The following is a 19,949-nucleotide window of genomic DNA, read 5'->3' on the forward strand; positions in this document are numbered from 1 at the left end:
AGGAGCAAGTTTCTTTAATGTGGAGGGATGACCGTGAGTATATTGCAGGATAAGGTAGTTGTGATTACAGGTGCATCCAGTGGGATTGGCGCCCTTTGCGCACAGTTGTTGAGCGAAAAGGGTGCGATTCCTATTTTAACAGCACGCTCGCAGGAGCGACTGAAGCAAGTATCTGCGGGAATTAGCGGCAGGCATGAGCTTATCCCACTGGACGTCACCCGCCAGGAACAGGTAGAGGCTGTTGCTGCACGTGTATTGGAACAGTACGGACGGGTCGATATATTGCTCAACAATGCGGGCTACGGAAAGTTTGAGTATTTTCATGAAACCGACCTGACGGAATTTGAACAAATGATGGACGTGAACTACTTGGGGGTTGTTCGCTGCATCAAGGCGTTTCTACCGCAAATGACAGAGCGGGGCCATGGACAGATTGTTAATGTAGCATCGATGGCCGGGAAAATCGGGACAGCCAAATCGGCTTCCTACACGGCAACAAAGCATGCGTTGCTCGGTTTCAGCAATGCGCTCCGGCAAGAGCTGCGCGGGAGTGGAGTGACTGTAACGACGATTAACCCCGGGCCGATCGACACGCCGTTTTTTGATCTTGCAGATCCTTCAGGAGGGTATGTTCGGAATGTAGGCTGGTTTATGCTAAAACCAGATAAGGTAGCACAACATATCGTAAGAGCGATGGAGCTTCGTAAGGAGGAGGTCAATCTGCCACGATGGGTATCTCCTTTTCTCAAGCTTTATCAGTTAGCTCCCAGACTAACCGACAGGCTGGGTCATGGTGTGATGAATAAGAAATAAAAGATGTCCCGTAAGCCATTAGGCATGGTGAGGGACATCTTTTATTTTTGTGATTTGGTAACAGGGCTATTTTCGCATATAATGGAGAGTAACGAATTTACGTATAGGGGTTGGACCTTTTCATGACATTGAATTTTGAATCGCTCGGCGTTGAACAAGATCTGTTGAACAAACTGGCTGAGCATGAAATTACACAGCCTTCGCCGGTTCAGGCAGAGGCTATACCGGAAATAATGAAGGGAAAGCATGTATTGGCGCGCTCGCAAACTGGCACAGGTAAGACACTGGCTTATTTGCTTCCACTGTTGCAAGCGATTGACCCACAGAAAAAGGCTACGCAAAAGCTGATACTGGCTCCAAGCCAGGAGCTGGCAATGCAAATTGTACGTGAGGGTCAGCGCTATGGAGAGCATCGCGGAATCCGTGTGCTCGGTCTGATTGGTGGAGCGGCAATCAAACGTCAAATCGAAAAGCTAAAGGATCATCCACAGCTTGTCGTGGGCACACCAGGACGTGTACGGGAACTCATCGCTTCGAAAAAGTTGAAAATGCACAATATTACAGCCATTGTCATCGATGAGGTGGATCAGATGTTCCAGCTCGGCGGAGCAGGCGATGTGACAAACATATTGGGCACCGCCCAACGTGATCGTCAATTGGTATTCCTGTCCGCAACGCTGAACGATGAGATTCAGTCGCTGGCGAAACGGGAGATGCATGATTACGTAGAAATCGGGATTGATCCCGACCAGAAGACGGCCAGTGGACTGGAACACTATTACTTTGTATCCGAAGAACGGGATAAGGTGGATATGCTGCGCCGTCTGGTACGTCATTTTAATCCGAGAAAAGCGCTGGTGTTCGTGAATACAACGAATGCCATCGGGGAGATTGAGGCCAAGCTCAAGCATATGGGGCTGACTACGGCATCCTTGTATGGAGATGCGGATAAAGTTACACGCAGCAACGTGTTGGCCCGATTCCGTGAGGACAAGCTCAAAGTGCTGGTCGCTTCCGATGTGGCAGCCCGTGGTCTGGATATTGAGGGACTTGAAATGGTCATTCATTTTGACCCGGCTACGGATAGTCAAGCTTATGTTCACCGTGCAGGACGGACAGGACGGATGGGACGCAAAGGATTGGTGGCGTCGGTTGTCACCGACCGCGAAACGTTCATCATGCGTAAGTTCTCCCGCGAACTGGGCATCGACATCGCAGAGCGTGCGTTGCATGGAGGTCGAGTTGTCGTGCCACGTCCGGCGGATGCCAAGCGGGCACCTGTAAGGCCAGCCGAGGCCAGATCTATTTCTGACGGAGCATCGGCGGAAAACCGTAAGGCACCTGTTCGTGCCGAAAACGGACGTCCTGGTCGGAATTCCGCGAACGGTTCAGCTCCAGGCAAGAGCAAAGGAGCAGCCTTGTCCAAAGCAGGAAAAGCACAGCGCGAGCGTGATCGTAAAAACAAGGGTGCGCCAAGATGGCTGAAGGAAAAAGGATCAAAACCGAACGAGTAAGGGAGAAGAGGGGAAGCCATGGAACAACAGCCTGTGTTGCAAATTAACGGACTGACCGGCGGATACAGCGCCAAGCGCCCGGTGCTGCATCAGATTTCGCTGGATGTGAAGCCGGGCGAAATGGTGGGACTGATCGGTCTGAACGGGGCCGGGAAAAGCACGACCATGAAGCATATTTTGGGTCTAATGACACCGCAGGCCGGAGAAATTCGCGTGCAAGGGCATAAGCAGGATGAGAATCCCGAGGAGTATCAGGGAGCCATTGCTTTTGTACCCGAATCTCCAGAACTGTATCCTGAAATGACGGTAATGGAACATATGGAGTTCACGGCCAGAGCGTACGGAGTCAGCGAAGCAGATTTCCGCACGCGCAGTGATCAAATGCTGGACTTGTTCCGTATGCGGGATAAGAGCGGAAGTATGTCGATGCATCTCTCCAAAGGGATGCGTCAGAAAGTGATGATTATGTGCGCATTTTTAGCGGGACCGCCGTTGTATGTCATAGATGAGCCTTTTTTGGGTTTGGACCCGCTCGGTATTCGTTCCCTGCTTGACTTTATGTTGGAGATGAAGCGTTCGGGTTCGTCCATTTTGCTCAGCTCTCATATTTTGTCCACGATTGAAAATTATTGTGATCGTTTCATTGTGCTTCATCAGGGTGCCATCATTGCACAGGGTACACTGGACGAAGTGACAGCACAGGCGGGTAAGCCGGGCATGCCGCTGGAAGATGCATTTTATGAGCTGGTACAGGGCAGGGAATGAGCATGGATTTGCAACGTTTGCATAAAGAAAGACGTGTAGCGTTCTGGGGACAGGTGCTGCCTTATCTGGGCTATGTCATTCAGAGCGGCCTGGCGGTGGTTTTCGGCTTTGCGCTGATTGCCTTTGCCGCATGGTACACGTCGCTGCTGATGCATACTCCGCCGGATTTGCCCATCCGCTGGATCATGCTTATTGTAGCTATTCCGATTGCTCATGCGAGCTTTCGTACGTATTTGAATGCGGCGGATATTGTCTTTCTCCGTCCGCAGGAGCACGCGATGCACCATTATTTTAAGGCCAGTCGGATTCGGGGCGTGGTGTATAAAATATTTGGTCTGCTGTTGCTGTCTATTATCGTGTGGCCGCTGTATATCCGCAGTGATGCCGCGCCTAAGCCGCTGCTACTGACCCTGCTGCTGTTCGTGCTGCTGAAGCTGCTATTCAGCTACGGCGGCTGGCAAGAGCTTCGCATGGTATCGGTTGGCGGGAGTGTAGGCTATCGTCTGCTGCGGTGGGTGTTGGCTGTGCTGATGGTAGCCGCATGGCTATGGCAGCCTCCGTTACGCAGCTTGCCATTTATCGTATTGGTCAGCGTGGTATACGTGCTTGTCCTGCGTTTTCCGGTCAAGCTGCTAGTCGCTTGGGAAAAGCTGATCCGCACAGAGGGCATGCAGGCCGCTCGAGTGATGCGCACTTTGGGTTGGTTCGTCGATGTGCCTGCCCTTACGCAGAGAGTGACGCCGCGCCGCTGGCTGTCCTGGCTGGGTGGTAACATACCTTGGAACAGAAGGGGAGCGTATCGTTACCTGCTGTTTAAGACGTTCTTGCGTACAGAGCCAGCAGGTATTGTCATTCGGCTTGGTATTCTGGGTTTGTTAATTATATATATCACCCATGCTAGCTGGATTGGTATCGCGGTATATTTATTTTTCATATTCCTCATTGGTGTACAGGTTACTTCACTAAGGCAGTATCACAAGGATTCGTTGTGGCTTCAGTTATATCCAATTCCTGCGCATAGTCGTCGTGCGTCTTTTCTCGACTTTGTTGTTCGGTTGACGTTGCCGGCTGCTGTGGTCCTGTGGCTTCCTTTTTTGGCAAAAGGGACGGAAGATCTACTGTCTACACTGCTCACGCTGGTGGGGGGAGTTGTTGTAGTGTTCCTGCTCCGAGGCGCTCAAGCGAAAAAATGGCGTTTGGACGGACAGGATGAAGAAGAAGTGTGATCTGTATCTGTATGGATAAAGTAAAGGCTAATTCGCAAGCAGCAAGAGCTGTCTGCGAATTAGCCTTTTTTCGTACGTTTGCTGCTATCGTCAGCCGTGGGTGCAGATATCCGTCTGCTTATACGAAGATCGTTTTGCTGATGATAACTAATAAAATGAACAGTACCAGAATTGTTCCTGTGCTTGTGAATGCGCCGTAACCACCGTAACCGCCTCTTGTTTCTTCTGCTCCCATGCTCATTCTCCTCTCGGTCATTGTGATAAAGGATACATCGTATCTTATGAAGTGGATTTTCAGATTGCGTGGGCCAATGCTCAGGTGTGTTGCCGAATCGCCTTATATTTTTCATCAGATGTAGGGGAGGAGAGAGGAAAAGACACGTATTATCGAGAATAGAAGAAGTACGCAATCATTATCACTTGGAAAGTGGGAAAGACGAGATGCTGGTAGATAAGCTGCTCGTGAACATATTTCTTGTGTTTGTACCGTTATTAGTATATAGCGCTTTGTCAGATCATCGGCATATGAAACATACCCCGTTGCTTATGGGAGGGGTGCTGGGTGTGTCTTCTGTGCTTTGCCTTATGTTTTCGTACATCTGGTATGGATTATATTGGGATCTCCGATATGTTCCTCTGATCCTTTCTGTTTTATATTTTGGTCCTAAGGCAGGGCTGCTGAATATAACGCTGATGGTGATGGCTCGTATGTATGTAGGTCCTGAGTCTTTGGTGGTAGGCCTTCCCAGCATGATGTTGTGTTATTTAGGGCCTCTTTTGGTGAGAAAAAAGTTTATGCAGCTCAAAAGTATGTTACTTCGGGTGGGCATGAATATGCTAATGAGTATATGGACCAATGTTGTCATGCTGATCTTTCTTTTAATACATTCCTGGGCCAATGGCAGGCTGGATAAGGATGAGATCGAGCTGATCCGGGCAATTCTCTGGTTCGGTGTGATTCAATTCCTAAGTATTGGAGCCTCCTCTTTCTGGATGGAGTTTAGTTTGGAACGGGAAGAGATGAGAAGAAAGATTAAATATGCCGAGCGTCTGAATACGTTAGGTGAACTGGCTGCCTCTATGGCTCATGAAGTACGGAATCCGTTGACCGTTGTTAAAGGGTTCCTGCAAATGGTTCAATCAGGGTTAGAAGGGAAAAATCGCAGATATATTGCTTTGGCACTGGCAGAAGTAGAACGGGCCGAAAGAATTATTAGCGACTATCTGAACTTATCCAGACCGCAGATTGGAAACACAGAACTGATGGATCTGTCTGGCATGGTTCAACAGATCGTTTTGCTTTTGAAGCCGATGGCGACTAAACAAGGCGTAAGATTGCATACAGAGCTAGGGAAGGAAATATACGTACATACGGATCGTAACCAGCTGTTACAGGCGTTAATACATGTGACGAAAAATGCGATCGAGGCTGCGGAAGATGGAGGTAGGGTGTACATAAAGCTGGGGATTCAGGAAGAGAAGGCATGTCTGAATATTAGGGATACTGGAAAAGGCATGAGCCAGGAGCATCTGGAGCGAGTGGGTACTTTGTTTTTTTCAACCAAAGAGGTAGGAACGGGACTGGGAACGGTCGTCTCCTTTCGAATCATTGAAGCAATGAACGGGAGTATACACTATGACAGTGAGCCCGGAGTCGGGACGGAGGTAGTCATCCTGCTGCCACTCGCACGGGAATCTTTGCTCGCTGCTGAAGGATAATCTGTCCTGAAGTGTAATTAACAATGGTTCAGCCAATCAAAAAGCGGTATGCCGCAACATCCGGCATACCGCTAATTATGCTATATATTTAACTATTACATATTAGGCGTTCAACAAATCTTGTGCGCCACGGTAAACAATGTCATACAGGTCTTCCAGATACTCTTCCTCGATACATGAGAACGCGATTCGGAGGTCATATTCACCCAGCGCAATCGTTCCTACCCCATATTGTTCCAGCAAATGTGTGCGCAGTCGTTCAGCGGATAAGCCGTTCAGCTTGAGGCACATAAAATAACCCGAATTGAAAGGATAGTAGCTCCATACATCTCCGTATTTTCCACTATCGAGCAACGCTTTGACTTTATTAGCTCGCCCCTTCATAATTTGGAACTTTTCGTTCTTCTGTTGTTCAAAATCCGTTGATTTGAGGGCATCCAGTACGAAGGTTTGAGATGGGTGAGGACCGCTCGAAATCGTTGCCCGGATAATCCCTAATGTTTTTTGTTCCAGTGCGCTCAATACATCCTGATGTTCCGAAGCAAAGGTAATAAATCCGACACGGAAGCCCCAAACGAATTCTTCTTTGGTAGCTCCGTCAATTTTGACTGGTAGAATTCTCGGATGAAGTCCAGCTAACTGGCCGAATAGTGATTCATGCAGGGAGTCCTCGAAGAACAGACCAAAATAAGCGTCATCTGTGACAACTACGACGTTGATGCCTGCTTCCGCAGCTTCCTGAATGGCGGCGACAATCGCTTTACCCTCTTCAATACCCGGTGTGTAGCCCGTCGGGTTGTTCGGGAAGTTCAGTACAACGATCGCTTTGCCGTATTCTTTCTGCGCCAATAATGCCTCGCGTAACCCTTCACTATTAAAACGTTGATCCTCTGTGAACAACGGGAAATTCACCAAGCGTCCATGACGGCGAATACCGAAAGTCAGCTCATAGTTTTCCCAGTTTTTGTCCGGATAAATGACAGCATCCCCTTCATCCGTAAACAGGTCGGCAACGATGCTCAAACCGTGAGTTAGCGCGTTCGTAACTACGGGAAGGCCGTAGCTTTTTCCAGCCAGCGAAGGGTTTTCCTTCAGCATTTTGTCACGCCATACGCTGCGAAGTTCAGGCTTGCCCGCAGGGGGAGCGTAAGGGTATAAATCCTTGGGACTGTAAGCGGACAGCTTCTCCTGAATAACCTCCAAATGCATAGGACCATTGCCTTCAGTAGCAATACCAATCGTAGCGTTATACTTTTTAGCAAGTTTCCCTGCCTCTGCCGATTGACTCAAAATTCCTTCTTTTGGAAAATAGATTTCTTTACCTAAAAGAGAAAGCATTTGATATACATGCTCGTTGCCTGTCTGAATGTTTTGGTTTAACTGTGCTGCCAGTGGATTCATTCCCGTTTCATCCTTCCAAGTCATTTTGATTACATATTATAGCATTACACACGGTAAGCGTCACGCAAAAGCATCCGGGAACAAAAAGCGCATTTTTTTGCTTAATGGCGGCGCTGCGCTTATATTATAAATTAACGGGATAGAGGACAACCAAAGATTAACAAAAGGAGGTGCAGATTTTGCTGGATACATCTGCGTCCTCGTTTATCCTGTTGCCGGCCTTTGCCAAAATTGTGTGCGAGCCGGGCTGGAAATGGCAGGTGCGCGAGAAGCCGATGCCAAACTATGATTTATTTTATGTATGGAGCGGAGAAGGAACGGTTGTCTTAAACGGGAAATCGTATTCTGTGAGCAAGGGGAGTTGCTTCCTGTTCAAGCCGGGGGATGATACCCGTGCCACACATAACCCGCAAAAGCCGCTCATACTTACCTATATTCATTTTGATCTCACCGAACAACCAAAGCTAATCCCTGCAAGCTATCGTATACTGGAAGAAACGTTCGAGGTGGAGCATATGCTTGCCAGATATGTCCGACTGCGCCTGGAGCGTGCTTACGGAGCTGACGAGGAAGGCAAGCTGATCTTGAAACAACTGATGATTCATCTGCTGCGTGCTGACCGTAAGGAGCCGCAGGAGCAACAGGCCAGTAATCAGCTCACCGAGGTCATTCGGGAAACGGCCAACTACGTGCGTCAGCATCCGGGACTTCCTCATCGCGTCGAGGATTTGGCAGCACGGGCGGGGCTGTCACCGCGTTATTTTTCGATCAAATTCAAGGAGCTGCTGGGTGTTTCCGCGCAATCTCATATTATCAGCATGCGGATTGAGCGCGCACAGCATCTATTGCTACATGCCGGAATGAATGTGACCGAGGTGGCAGAGGCTTTGGGATACCGTGATATCTTTTTCTTCAGCCGCCAATTCAAGCAGTATACGGGAAAAAGTCCGTCTGAGATCCGGTAAAGCTATGGACGGTGGACAAGCTGTTTCGGATTTTGGCGTAATGGGATTAACGTATGACGAATATAAAGGATAAAGTCAAAGAAGGACCCGAGCAGTTACGCCGGGTCCTTTTTCATATGATCATTTTGCATCATTCGATCCCAATGCTCATATGTGTAGATATAATGTTGTAACGGTAAATTCACTTATGCTTTGGAATCGTGTCGAAAGCAACCGAGACGTTGTCCCATTTTCACCGCATCCCCCGGCTTCAATGCGGGGTCTGGCTCAAATGTGCCGTTTTCAGTCAGCAAAACGACGGTTGAGCCAAATTCGAAATATGCGAGATCGTCACCTTTTGTCCATGAGACGGCTTTATCATCCGTATATTTGATGCTACTCACGTTCATTGCCCCAACCTTGACGACCGCCACCTCGCCATATTCGTGGGCAATGTACGTAATCTGTCGTTCATTGCGACTAAGAACTGCTCGCATATGCTGCAAGCCGAAGTCATTCACTGGGTATACCTTGCCGCGCAGATGCTCCTTTTCTACCAGCGTACCGGATACCGGTGCATGAATGCGATGATAATCCGTCGGGCTGAGATAGAGCACAAAAGCATAGCCGTGTGTGTACTTCTCAAGACGCGGAGAGCGGTTAAGAAGCTCTTCCAGCGTATAGTCCTGCCCTTTGACGTTCAAAAGAGTGCCGGACGTAATTGGACCAGTGAAAGTAATCCGTGCATCCACCGGACTGGTCATCACCTCGGCGTTCGTATCAATCGGGCGCATGCCCGCTTTTAATTTGCGTGTAAAATAGGCGTTCAGGGAACGGTATTCCTTCCATTCCTGTTCCGCCTCATGCGTCTGGATCTGGTACGTACGTATAAAGGTGGGGATAAAAAATCGGCTTGCACCGCTTTGCGCGAAGGAGCCCACAATCCGGCACACCCACTTGCGCGATGATAGCTCCGTCATAAGCCGCAGCCACTGTTTTGCCATTACAGATCCCCCTTGTTCATTTCCGAGCCGTCTTGGCCGGAACCTGTCCGGCCGCTCTGAACTATATTGACACAGAATGTGACGTAAATCAATACAGTGGACGGTCGAGTGAACGTTCGGTGTCTGACGAAGGCATTCGTTCGAGAAGCCAACGAGCGTAAGCCATCGGCTGAGTGTACGTTTCTTTCCAGACATTGTTCATGCCGGCCTGACTGAAGCCGTAGCGCTGGTCACGACCGTTGCATTCGATAAAAACAATCTTGCCTTCATGGGTAATTCCCAGATCCAGACCTACGTCGGCGAGACGGGGAAGGCTTTGTGCCAGTCGGTGGACGATTTGTAACGAGAGTCTCTCTAGTTCATTCATCAGCCGGGCTACGTTAGAAGTCTGAACCGTCTCTGTTTGTGATAATACCTCCAGTAAGGAACGAGCCGTACCGCCCTGTGCCACATTGGAGACGAAGGTGTGAGAAGGAGCAATTTTAGCATACATGCCTGTCACACCCCAGATACCGCCATATCCGCGCTGAACCGACACACGGACATCAAACGGACGATTGTTGTACAAAGCAAGCGGTATGGTTTCCTGTACGATATGAGGCACACGCAGCAGTCGCTTGTGCAGAAATAAAGGTAGTTGCCCGACCTTCAAACGTAGTGTGGACCAACGCTCAGGTATAGCAGGATGAGCACATTGCAAAGTCCAGCTTCCGTGTGAATGCCGCAGACGCATAATTCCTCTACCAACGCTACCGCTACTGGGCTTAATTACAATATCCCCGGTTTGCTCCATCAAGGTATGGATAGAGGACAGGTTGCCTTGCAATGTTTTGGGGAGGTGGATACGTAACAAAGGGTCTTCCTGCAAAATTGCATGTATATGGTCTTTGCCGAAACGGTTTTGTTCATTAAAAATATAGAATCCCTTTTTTGCCAGTCTGTTGATGTCGCTAGCATTTTCATTTTGCCGATAGAGAGTCCGATTGTGGATGACCGGCGGCAACGGAAGAGTCATCTGCCGATACTCGTTGCCGTGTTTAACAAAAGCCCGGCATGTTCCGGTCGATATATGAATATCACCCAGACGAAGAAAGCAGGGGATTAGCTCGTAGCTTAACCCGGCGTCCTCGTAATTGGCGATGGATTCATATCGCGTCCTCATGGCGGGAATGCCCCGGTAGGTTGCCGGGTTGAGCATGACGCCGACATGCAACATGAGTATGTCCGCCCTCCTTGTAGTCACTCCAACTGATCATACTGTGATTCTAGTCCATCATATGTATCAAAGATCGGCCAGGCATGGACGCTAGCCTTGCGGTAAGCCTAAAGTTAGAAGCCAGGCACCTTTCAGGGGGGAAGACGATATGATACAAGATGAGTGTTGAAGGGTATGGGAATAAGGTGAGAAAGTAGGTGAGGTGATGCAGAGGCCGAAGGTAGCTGTCGTTACACCGGGCTCCTTTGTTATACCTTCGCCCCGCAGCAGTTCTGTGGAGCGGGTAATTGCCCGCATGGTACCGTTGGCCAGTCATGAGCTTCAAGCACAGATCTATGGCATAAGGGGAGCAGAGGCACCGGATCATGGTGATGTCGATGGAGTTCCCTGCATGCGTTATACGCGGGGAGCGGGTTATATTTCCGAGGTGATTGCTGATTTGAAGAGATGGTTACCTGCGGTAGTAGATGTACACAACCGTCCGGCTGTTGCGTATGCAATTCGCGAGGCTTTGCCCGATAGCCGAGTTGTGCTGACTTTGCATTCGACCACATTCATCCGGGAGCCCCACCTCAAACGGGAGGACCTGGGCCGACTGCTGTTGTCGATGGATCGCATTATCGTGAACAGTGCGTATTTGGGAGCAATCGTAGCCTCTGACAGTCCAGACGCGGTCAGAGAACGCATCGTTATAAACAAGCTGGGTATCCATCCCGGCGATTTCCTGCCACGGTGGACTCCGGCAGCAGAAGCGGTCAGGTCGGCGCGATTAGACGATTTCGGCTGGTCAGGCCGCCAAATCGTGTTATACGCGGGCAGACTGATGCCAGGGAAGGGCGTTCACCGGCTGCTCAAGGCCCTGCGGCGTGTCGTCCGTGCCTGCCCGGACGTACTGCTGCTCATTGCAGGTAGTGCCTATTACGGTCATGACCGCCTCACGCCGTACACGGCGTCGTTGCGTCGGCAGATGCGTAAACTAAGGTTGGAGAAGCACGTGCAATTCCTGGACTATGTTCCGCATCCAGCATTGGCCTCGCTATATCAGCTAGCTGATGTGACTGTTGTTCCTTCGGTGGAGGATGAGGCCTTCGGGCTGGTCAATCTGGAAGCCATGGCGGCAGGAGTGCCTGTGGTCGCTTCACGAATCGGTGGTATTCCAGAGGTTGTACAACACGGCGAGACAGGCTGGCTCGTTTATCCGTCTCCCGATGAGCAAGAAATGGCCGATGCCATCATCAGGTTGCTCCAGCAACCTGGCTTGCGGCGACAGATGGGGGAAGCTGGGCTTGGCGAGGTACGGAGACAATTTTTATGGCAGCACTCAGCACAACGCTGGGCACAAATCATAACGGATTGCGCAACCGAGTGACGTGGGCGCTGTTACACGCATAGGCTATCTTATAGGCATTAGCCATGATTCCCAGCCGGGTGAATGAAGCGGAGCGACCGCTGGTTCACTCCTGTGCCAAAGGAGCGGTCACCATGAACCATCGTACGAACCATAGCCCTAAGGATAAAAGAACAGCGCGGCGCAACCCTTCCAATGCGGTTCCCTCCCCCCGTGTAAACAAGGAGAAAACGACTTCGACTTCTGGCAGTCATAGACCGATCCAGCGTGGAACGGCAACTGTACCTGCCCCCGTAGAGAAGGATACCCCGGTTCAAGCCATAGAGGAAGCGGCATGGAAAAAGCATAAGCTTCCCAAAACGCTAGAGGAAGCGATGCAGATGAATCGAGCATCTGTGCTGCTGTTGTCTGTGCCTGAGTCAGATACGGAATACAGGACGGATAACGACATACCCTCTATCACATCGGAAGGTCAGGCACAGCAAGATTCGTTATTGGATTGTTCCATAACCAGTATTCACATTGCGGAAGGAAGACGTCGCCCCAAGCAGCGGGTGGTCTTGCCCGAGCAAGATACCGATCTAGCTTTCCATACGGACAAAGAATTAGGCTTGAATGCCATTCACGACAGAGCGACGATTGGTGACGAGACTTCTGACGATGAAGTGACTTCACCTCAATTTGGCAGCATTTCTTTTCACCTTCCTGCACAAGTGGATAGGGGTGAAGTGAGCGTTATATTTGAGAAGCCTTTTATAGACACACAATATGCAATCACCGCCAATGCGAGCGTACCAGGAGTGATGGTATCCGTCACACAACATCAGAGGTATTCGGCAGTGCTTACTGTGGAACGCATACACTCGGGTCCGACATGTGAGGGGGTGGTCTTTTGGATTGCGCTGGGGCATTCATAAGAAGCCAGGAATGTAAGTTGCAAATCAACTTCATACTAGAAAAAGGCGTCCCATAGTGGGACGCCGTATACATAAGAGGGTAGGGGGTAAACTTGTAATATCGGGGAAGTGTGTATGATTTGACTTATTTCACACCTACAGCGTCAAAAGACTTAATAGCAGAGGTTACCGCTATTGAATTCTCACCATAGCTATCTTTGGCCGCTTGGATAACAGCGGCACGCGCGGTGGAGAAGTTAGACGTGGAGGTCAGATAATTGGTGAAGGCATTATAATAAATATATACAGCTGCATCACGTCCGATTCCATCTACCTTGACACCATGGAAGGTACCTCCTTGTGCCAGTAGATAGTAGGCTTTATTAATAATACCGCTATTAATGTGGGCTCCACCGAAATCCTCATTGTTAGGGTCAGGAAAGAGATTGCTGTAGTGATCGACTTGACCATATTTGACAGGATCGGAAAGGGAGCGGATTGCGTCGCCCTTAATATTAGGCGTATAAGCGACTTTGCCAAAATCCCAATTGGTACGCTCAATGTCGTTACCTATAATATCTGAGATGGCTTCACTTAATGCACCGGATTCAGCGAAATACACCAGACCAGATGAATGCTCAGTCACGCCGTGCGTCAGCTCATGAGCAACAATTTCAAGGTCACTGCTGAATGGAGCAAACAAGGTGCCGTCTCCGTCTCCATAGAGCATATGGGTGCCGCCCCAGTATGCATTGTTGAGATTCTTATCGCCATAATGGACTGCCGAAGCAATAGTCATGCCGTGTCCGTCAATGCTATCGCGTCCAAATTTTTCTTTATAATAATCATAGGTGCGAATGGCGTAAGCATGGGCATCCACCGCAGCCGGATCTTCCCATATGTTATCTGAATCTGTATACAGAGTGCCCGGAAGCGTCTCGGTATTATGAACGTTATAAGTTAAGATGCCTTTACCGCGAGTCGTGTCTTTTAATTGATACTTTTTACCGGAAGCTGTCGTTTCGAACGTTTTAGTATCCCCAAATACGCCGCGCCCTGTCCCGATTACCTCGTTGAGGATGTCATATTTGAATACGATTTTTCCGTCATTAGCGTCAATAAAGTAACGTGTGCGCAGCAGAGTAGGCTGCAAAATATTAACTTCGGTTACATAGACTAGACGTGTTGTGTCTCCATCGGGATAGATATACAGTTCTGCTTTAGGGTCCACGCTTGGTTCCAAATTGGCGATCTTGGCGATAGAGGAAGCAGACTCTACCACTTCCAATTTGCTGTTCTTCAGTTCAGCTTCTTTATCCAAATCCAAGGAATCCTTATCGGTAGAAATCGATAATTCGTTGTTAGATGATTTTTTGTAAGTGTCTTTACTTACACTACTTGTATCCTCGGAAGGTTCAGAAACGATATGGACGGAGGAAGAAAGAGATTGAATCCGTATAGCTGCATCTTCATACGCGGTATATACAGCCTCAGTAGCGCTGATTTTTGGAGTTGTATTTTCTTTAGCATCGGCTTGCTGATCTTCTGAAATGACCGCTCCCAAATAAGAGGTGATTTGACCAGACTTGTTTACATGGATGGTCTGTTCGGCTCCAAATACGGGAATTCCGTCTACATATTGCTTTAACCGATAATGCTTCGTACCAAATTTGTCACTAGTTCGATCCACGATACGAAATTGCTCACGGATATTGGTGCCGCTGTTGGTATCGTCCAGACTTATTAATGTTTTCTGTTGTCGATTTAAAAAGCTCCAGACCAGATTGTCGCCTGTTACCGTTGAAGGAGACTTCCAGTTTACCGTCTGGAATGTTGGCGTAAACTGAGTCGGATCGGGAACAGAATTTTCAGCTGCGGAAGCCCCGGGCGCTATAGATCCTAATAACATAGCTCCTCCTAGAAGTGAAACCCATACTTTTTTCAATTCATACTCACTCTCCCTAGTTAATGTCAGGATAAAAAACACCCTGTTTGAAGAAGCGTTGCGTCATGTATGTATGTCTTGTTGCTCTATCTTTTTGCAATTTCATCGTCTCGGCTCTGATATTAGCACAGAGGTTGTCGAACGAGAAGGTTAATTTTACAAAATACTCCAAAATGAATCTTTAGTCCCAAAATATTAATGAGATTGTCGTATCTAGTCGAAATATATAGAAGAACCTCATTCAAAAATGTATGAGTGGAGAAATAACAGCTGTTATGTTTAGGGAAATGTTAGAACACCTCAGAGGCTGAAACAGGGATAAAAAAACGCCATTCTTTCCTATAATTATACAGAAAGAACAGCGTGTTTTTTCGTTTTATGGATGCCATTTTGCTTTAGCTTGATGCTGATGGAACACGATCCCTAATGTTTGCCATGATTTATGTTGGATGGATGCTTACTTCTGTTTAATAGGCAGAGCATGATAGCCAAAAGCCAAATCGAGCAAGGCGCTCGCTTCTTGACGCAGCAATAAATTCTTTGGACGGAAGGTAAAGGAGCCATCAGTATTGATGATGGTATCCGGGTCTACGATTCCTTGTGAGGCAAGGGCTTGAATGGACTGGACCGCCCAGGTATCCGCAGCGTCGAGCAATTTCACCTGAGTGGCTTGGTCAGGTTGAATCTGCTTCAAGTTTTGAATCATGGTTGCTGCGACTTGTCTGGTAATCGGAGTCGCACGGTCATATCCCGGTATGCCTACTATGAATTGCTTCTTGATTTTTTCGGTTTCGTCTGGGAAAATGTACCCTCCGTGTGCAAGCAACAAGGCGTCAGCAAATTCCCCTTGTGTCATCGTGCCCATTGGATTAAATAGATTACCTGTTTTAGCATTCATGATGTCTAAAGCATGAAGATTGTCTATATGGCTTCTATAGTTACTCTTTTGCGGGACGTCTGCAAAAGATGGTTTTATATTGATTTTCTGAGATTGAGCAACAACGCCTAGGCCTTTAGGGCTGGTGTAATAAAAATACGTGATTTCTCCAGTCCTGTTTTTCTGGAAAGCGAGCTTGTTCCCTTCTGCATCTTCAAACAACAATGGGTGAATCATTTTGAGTACTTGTTTTCCAGCAGTTTCATCTTCCATGACCAACGCCCCATTCTCATAGGAAAAGTGGGTACGAATCGCGAATACACGTGTATTTTGATACAGACCCACGTACTTTTGCGCTTCTTTTTCCTCTAACTGGTGGTACGTTGGTTTCTTCACAGTGATAGCTCGAGGGAAATAATGATTCATGAACGCATCGTACACCTCTAGACTCATCATGGAATCATTATTGTAAGACATGAAAAATGCGGTTTTTTGTTCAGGCACCAAAACCATCAACGAAGAATGTCCCGGCATGTTTCCGCCTTTTAATACCACGTGTTGACCGTTGGCAAAGTCGTTGAAATACGTCTCAAATCCAACTGTCGCAATAGGAATCGTCTTATCTGCGAAAACTTGGTAGGCATGCATCATATCCATGCTTTTTTTACTTACGATTTCTTTACCTCCAAACTTTCCATTCTGTAGCTGCATAATCATGTACTTTGACATGTCTTCTCCAGTAGACAAAATGCTTCCTTGTGGTCCATCAGTTGGAGCGTGCCCATATGTTGGATGAGGATCGCCAGTGGGACCGTAATGTGTAGCCATTCTCTTGAGAAGGTCAGACGTAAAGCGCACACTGGTAGATTTCATGCCTAATGGTTTAAAGATATTCTTTTCCATATATCGTGAGAAAGGTATGCCCGTAACATTCTCCACTGCATATCCTGCGAGTAAAAATGAGAAGTTGTCATACGTATAAGCTTCACCGGGCGGCCGTACTACTGTCGGCATATGTTTAGGAATAAACTCCTTCATCGATATATTTTGATTAACGTATTCGGGTCCGGTTATCGTGGTGATATCGGGAAAATCTACACCGCTGGTATAGGTCAACATATCAAACAGGGTGAGGTTTTTCCTGTTTTATTGGGTATTTTCAATCCACCGAGATACCGTTGTACATCTTGATCTAGTTTAAGCTTTCCTTTATCGACTTGTTGCATCACGGCCAAGGCGGTAAAAGTTTTCGAGACTGAAGCGATTTGGAAGACCGTGTCCTTATTGACGGAAATCTTCTTTTCTTTATCTGCATAACCGTACCCTTTATTGACGACGACCTTTCCATCATGGACGACGACAAAACTTGAACCGTTCACATTGTACTTCTTCATTTTTTCCGCAAATAACGGATCAGCAAAAGATTCTACTTCTTTTGCGTTATTGGGAGCTTTCGTCATTTAAATATTGGTCGTGGATGTCGATGGTTTTGATTCTCCAACTTCTAATGATTGTTGGGAACACGCAGAAATCATGCTAGTAGAAATGAGCAGAATTGCGAGGCTTACTTTATTCATTACTTTTTTCATTTTCGAACTCTCCTTTTTTTGACTGAAATTTTCTTGTCAGCACACCGAGTTGTCAGCACACCGAGTTGTCGGCTCACCAGTGTATGAACCGAGTGTAGCAAGCGGCAAGTCATAGTAGCTAGTGACCTTTTGTCTTCTAATGCATGACATTAAAAAATAGAGCGAAGTACGTCTGATTTTATAGCCATGACCTACAAATCATGACACTTTGACACTACCGTATGTGATAGACAAAAAGTTAGAATCGCATAACGTATTAGCAAAGAAAAGAAAGAGTAGGAGAGAATCAAATGACGAAAGAATCAGCTCGAAAAAGGTTACAAGATTTCTACTTTTTGTTGTTTACCTTCGGATCTGGACTGTTTTACTTTTGCTTCTATTTGGCCAGCATTACATTTGCGTTGGTGATGACGGTTATCTTCGTAGGTATTCCCTTGTTGGCGAGTGTGTTGCGAACAACTCACACGTTTGTCCAGTATGAACGCATTCAGACGAAGGTTTATACGGATATATCGATAGAGCCAATCCTGACAAGGACAAAAGGTGGAAGGGATAAATGGATTAAAGCGAGAGAAGCAATTCTTAATAGTAGCAATTGGAGGGCCGTTTTTTGGCTCATGCAGAAATTTTTTATTGGGGTGATTAGCCTCATATGTGCGGTTATATTGTACGTAGCTCCGCTCGCATTTATCGTTACACCAATACTTTTTCAATATCTTAAGATATACTTATTAGGATTTTATGTTAATTCTTGGGAAAAGGCTATATGTGTTATGATTGCTGGGTGTTTTCTCGTCTGGATACGTACTCGTATTGGAAACAGCTTAGTTCAAATAGTTGGAATGTACACGCGTTCCATGTTCAAAGCTATTAAGGGGTGATAATTTGTTTACAACCTTGAAACAATGGCTCTGGTATGACTGGGTATTGCTTTGTATACGTTTTGTCATCTGGCTCTCATTGATGTTAACTACTATCCAACACCAAGACCATTTAACTGTGCCCCTTTGGATCATCATTCTTTGGGAAGTCGCCTCATTTTCAGTACCTTGGATTTGTTTAATGTTCAGTTATCGCTACTATCTGTTTACTGAGATGGTTTTGTTTGGCGGAGTGTGCTTCTACCTAACCTTATTATTTCCGGCGGCGTATCTTGCATTTTTAATGCCGACTTTCATGATCGCGGCAAATAGTGCTCATAAATCATTCCGTTGGTCGGGTTCTATCACAATTGTTTTGTTTCCGTTGCTCATTGCAATATTTTCCCCCGGAATAGATCTATGGGCGATTATCCTACAAATCGGTCTGGCTTTTGCGATAGGATTTTCCTTTCATTTACTAGTTTTTAATTATCGCCAAAATGAAATTATTCGCAATCAGAAGCTTGTGTTGGAACAGTACCTATCTCAGATTGAGCGGATTACTTTGTTAGAGGAGCGCGATAGACTCTCCAAAGATTTGCATGATACGATGGGGCATTCCTATACCTCGATCATTATGGGGATGGAAATATTGCGTACGGAATTAGCGACAAAAGATGGAGAGCAAAAACTCGACTCATTATTGCAATTGGCCCGTAACAGTATGGAGGAAGTGAGAGCCTATTTGCATCAAATAGATTCACCACAAGAATCGCTTCCCTTGACTGTTACTTTGCAACAATTAGCAGAGGAGTTCCAGAAACATGCAAAAGTAAATGTACGCACTCGAATAATAGGGGAAGAGTACATGGTCTCCAAACAAGCGAAAATGACGCTTTATCGGAGCTTGCAGGAATCGCTGACTAATGCCGTGCGCCACGGACAATCCACCGAAATCATTGTGTCACTGCATTTTGAGCCGCAACAGACGAGATTGGATGTGCAGGATAATGGCGGCGGAGTGGAGGAGTGGAAGGATGGCTTCGGATTAACTACGATGAAAGAACGTGCGACACAGTTACAAGGGAGAGTCACTGTATACTCCGAAAAAGGCGAAGGGACGTTCATCTCATGTGTGTTACCCAGACTGGTACAATTGTCTGATGAACGAATCCGCTTGTGTATCGTCGATGATCAATCGTTTATTCGAGACAGTCTCCATACAATCCTGGACGGACAGGAGGACTTGCAGGTAGTGGGGGTGGCTGAAGATGGAGAACAAGCTGTGGAATTGTGCGGAAGCCTGAATCCAGATTTGATATTAATGGATTTGGAGATGCCCAATCAGGATGGGATTCGTGCGACCAAAATAATCAAGGAAACATGGCCTGACATTCGTGTCCTCATCCTGTCAACGTTTCAGGATACAGAGAGGGTGAAGGAAATCATGCGAAGCGGTGCTGACGGCTATTTGCTGAAATCCATAGAGTCGCGTGAACTGGCTGAAACGGTTCGCCTCGTCTATCGGGGAGGCACGATAATTGACCAAGATTTGTTCCGAAGAATGTGGAACGAAAATGATGAAGAAGAGTCAGTCGGATCGAAGTCAGTTGGAAAAGAGTATGGCTTAACGAAACGCGAATTAGAGGTTTTGAATCTTTTGTCTCAAGGAATCCGTTATAAAACAATTTCTTCGAAACTTTACTTATCAAACGGCACAGTAAGAAATTACGCCTCCACTCTCTATGACAAGCTGGGAGTCAACAATCGAGAAGAAGCCGTGCAAAAAGCAAGAGATATAGGATTACTTTTGTAAGAGCTGTTTAATCTTT

Annotated in this window: 15 protein-coding genes and 1 pseudogene; 10 read left to right on the forward strand and 6 right to left on the reverse strand. The window is 47.2% G+C overall.

Annotated features, from left to right (window positions below; genetic code table 11):
• Nucleotides 1-33 precede the first annotated feature (33 nt).
• The 4 genes from AC6EJC_RS06955 (at nucleotide 34) to AC6EJC_RS06970 (ending at nucleotide 4,318) form a co-directional block, all read left to right on the forward strand.
• On the forward strand, nucleotides 34-813 hold the full coding sequence (locus AC6EJC_RS06955; RefSeq protein WP_444953318.1) for an SDR family NAD(P)-dependent oxidoreductase: 780 nt from the start codon (nucleotides 34-36) through the stop codon (nucleotides 811-813).
• Between the two features lie 122 nt (nucleotides 814-935).
• Nucleotides 936-2,327 (forward strand): DEAD/DEAH box helicase, encoded by a 1,392-nt coding sequence (locus AC6EJC_RS06960; RefSeq protein ID WP_444953319.1) that lies wholly within the window; start codon nucleotides 936-938, stop codon nucleotides 2,325-2,327.
• 18 nt (nucleotides 2,328-2,345) lie between these two features.
• Nucleotides 2,346-3,092, forward strand: a complete 747-nt coding sequence (locus AC6EJC_RS06965) for an ABC transporter ATP-binding protein (protein WP_013311782.1) — start codon at nucleotides 2,346-2,348, stop codon at nucleotides 3,090-3,092.
• A gap of 2 nt (nucleotides 3,093-3,094) precedes the next feature.
• The gene (locus AC6EJC_RS06970; protein ID WP_444953320.1) at nucleotides 3,095-4,318 is read left to right on the forward strand and encodes an ABC transporter permease; all 1,224 of its coding nucleotides are present in this window, start codon (nucleotides 3,095-3,097) and stop codon (nucleotides 4,316-4,318) included.
• Nucleotides 4,319-4,436: 118 nt separating this feature from the next.
• On the opposite strand, the gene AC6EJC_RS06975 is transcribed toward AC6EJC_RS06970, so the two are convergent.
• The gene (locus AC6EJC_RS06975; RefSeq protein ID WP_013372853.1) at nucleotides 4,437-4,553 is read right to left on the reverse strand and encodes a hypothetical protein; all 117 of its coding nucleotides are present in this window, start codon (nucleotides 4,551-4,553) and stop codon (nucleotides 4,437-4,439) included.
• Nucleotides 4,554-4,759: 206 nt separating this feature from the next.
• On the opposite strand from AC6EJC_RS06975, the gene AC6EJC_RS06980 reads away from it, so the two are divergent.
• Entirely contained in the window at nucleotides 4,760-6,037 is a 1,278-nt protein-coding gene (locus AC6EJC_RS06980; protein WP_444953321.1) for a sensor histidine kinase, read from the forward strand.
• Between the two features lie 102 nt (nucleotides 6,038-6,139).
• Here the strand turns inward: AC6EJC_RS06980 and AC6EJC_RS06985 are convergent, their stop codons facing one another.
• On the reverse strand, nucleotides 6,140-7,438 hold the full coding sequence (locus tag AC6EJC_RS06985; protein ID WP_444953322.1) for an aminotransferase class I/II-fold pyridoxal phosphate-dependent enzyme: 1,299 nt from the start codon (nucleotides 7,436-7,438) through the stop codon (nucleotides 6,140-6,142).
• A 179-nt stretch (nucleotides 7,439-7,617) separates the two neighbouring features.
• On the opposite strand from AC6EJC_RS06985, the gene AC6EJC_RS06990 reads away from it, so the two are divergent.
• The gene (locus AC6EJC_RS06990; RefSeq protein WP_444953323.1) at nucleotides 7,618-8,403 is read left to right on the forward strand and encodes a helix-turn-helix domain-containing protein; all 786 of its coding nucleotides are present in this window, start codon (nucleotides 7,618-7,620) and stop codon (nucleotides 8,401-8,403) included.
• 185 nt (nucleotides 8,404-8,588) lie between these two features.
• Here the strand turns inward: AC6EJC_RS06990 and asd are convergent, their stop codons facing one another.
• Both asd and AC6EJC_RS07000 read right to left on the reverse strand, forming a co-directional pair.
• Nucleotides 8,589-9,386, reverse strand: a complete 798-nt coding sequence (gene asd, locus AC6EJC_RS06995; protein ID WP_444953324.1) for an archaetidylserine decarboxylase — start codon at nucleotides 9,384-9,386, stop codon at nucleotides 8,589-8,591.
• A gap of 88 nt (nucleotides 9,387-9,474) precedes the next feature.
• Nucleotides 9,475-10,602 (reverse strand): YheC/YheD family endospore coat-associated protein, encoded by a 1,128-nt coding sequence (locus AC6EJC_RS07000; RefSeq protein ID WP_444953325.1) that lies wholly within the window; start codon nucleotides 10,600-10,602, stop codon nucleotides 9,475-9,477.
• A gap of 205 nt (nucleotides 10,603-10,807) precedes the next feature.
• Between AC6EJC_RS07000 and AC6EJC_RS07005 the strand changes: the two genes are divergently transcribed.
• Nucleotides 10,808-11,971: a glycosyltransferase family 4 protein gene (locus AC6EJC_RS07005; RefSeq protein WP_444953326.1), complete on the forward strand. Its 1,164-nt coding sequence runs from the start codon at nucleotides 10,808-10,810 to the stop codon at nucleotides 11,969-11,971.
• Between the two features lie 113 nt (nucleotides 11,972-12,084).
• Nucleotides 12,085-12,867, forward strand: coding sequence for a WIAG-tail domain (locus AC6EJC_RS07010; protein WP_444953327.1), 783 nt, complete (start codon nucleotides 12,085-12,087; stop codon nucleotides 12,865-12,867).
• A gap of 124 nt (nucleotides 12,868-12,991) precedes the next feature.
• Here AC6EJC_RS07010 and AC6EJC_RS07015 read toward each other — a convergent pair whose 3' ends face one another.
• On the reverse strand, nucleotides 12,992-14,791 hold the full coding sequence (locus tag AC6EJC_RS07015) for a M4 family metallopeptidase (RefSeq protein ID WP_444953328.1): 1,800 nt from the start codon (nucleotides 14,789-14,791) through the stop codon (nucleotides 12,992-12,994).
• A gap of 457 nt (nucleotides 14,792-15,248) precedes the next feature.
• A pseudogene (locus tag AC6EJC_RS07020) lies at nucleotides 15,249-17,257 on the reverse strand (serine hydrolase domain-containing protein).
• Nucleotides 17,258-17,547: 290 nt separating this feature from the next.
• Between AC6EJC_RS07020 and AC6EJC_RS07025 the strand changes: the two are divergent.
• Nucleotides 17,548-18,138, forward strand: a complete 591-nt coding sequence (locus tag AC6EJC_RS07025) for a sensor domain-containing protein (protein ID WP_444953329.1) — start codon at nucleotides 17,548-17,550, stop codon at nucleotides 18,136-18,138.
• Between the two features lie 4 nt (nucleotides 18,139-18,142).
• Nucleotides 18,143-19,933 carry a response regulator gene (locus AC6EJC_RS07030; RefSeq protein WP_444953330.1) on the forward strand — a complete coding sequence of 597 codons (1,791 nt, stop codon included), beginning with the start codon at nucleotides 18,143-18,145 and terminating at the stop codon, nucleotides 19,931-19,933.
• The last annotated feature ends 16 nt before the right edge of the window (nucleotides 19,934-19,949 follow it).

The sequence above is a fragment of the Paenibacillus sp. TY11 genome, assembly GCF_059772165.1.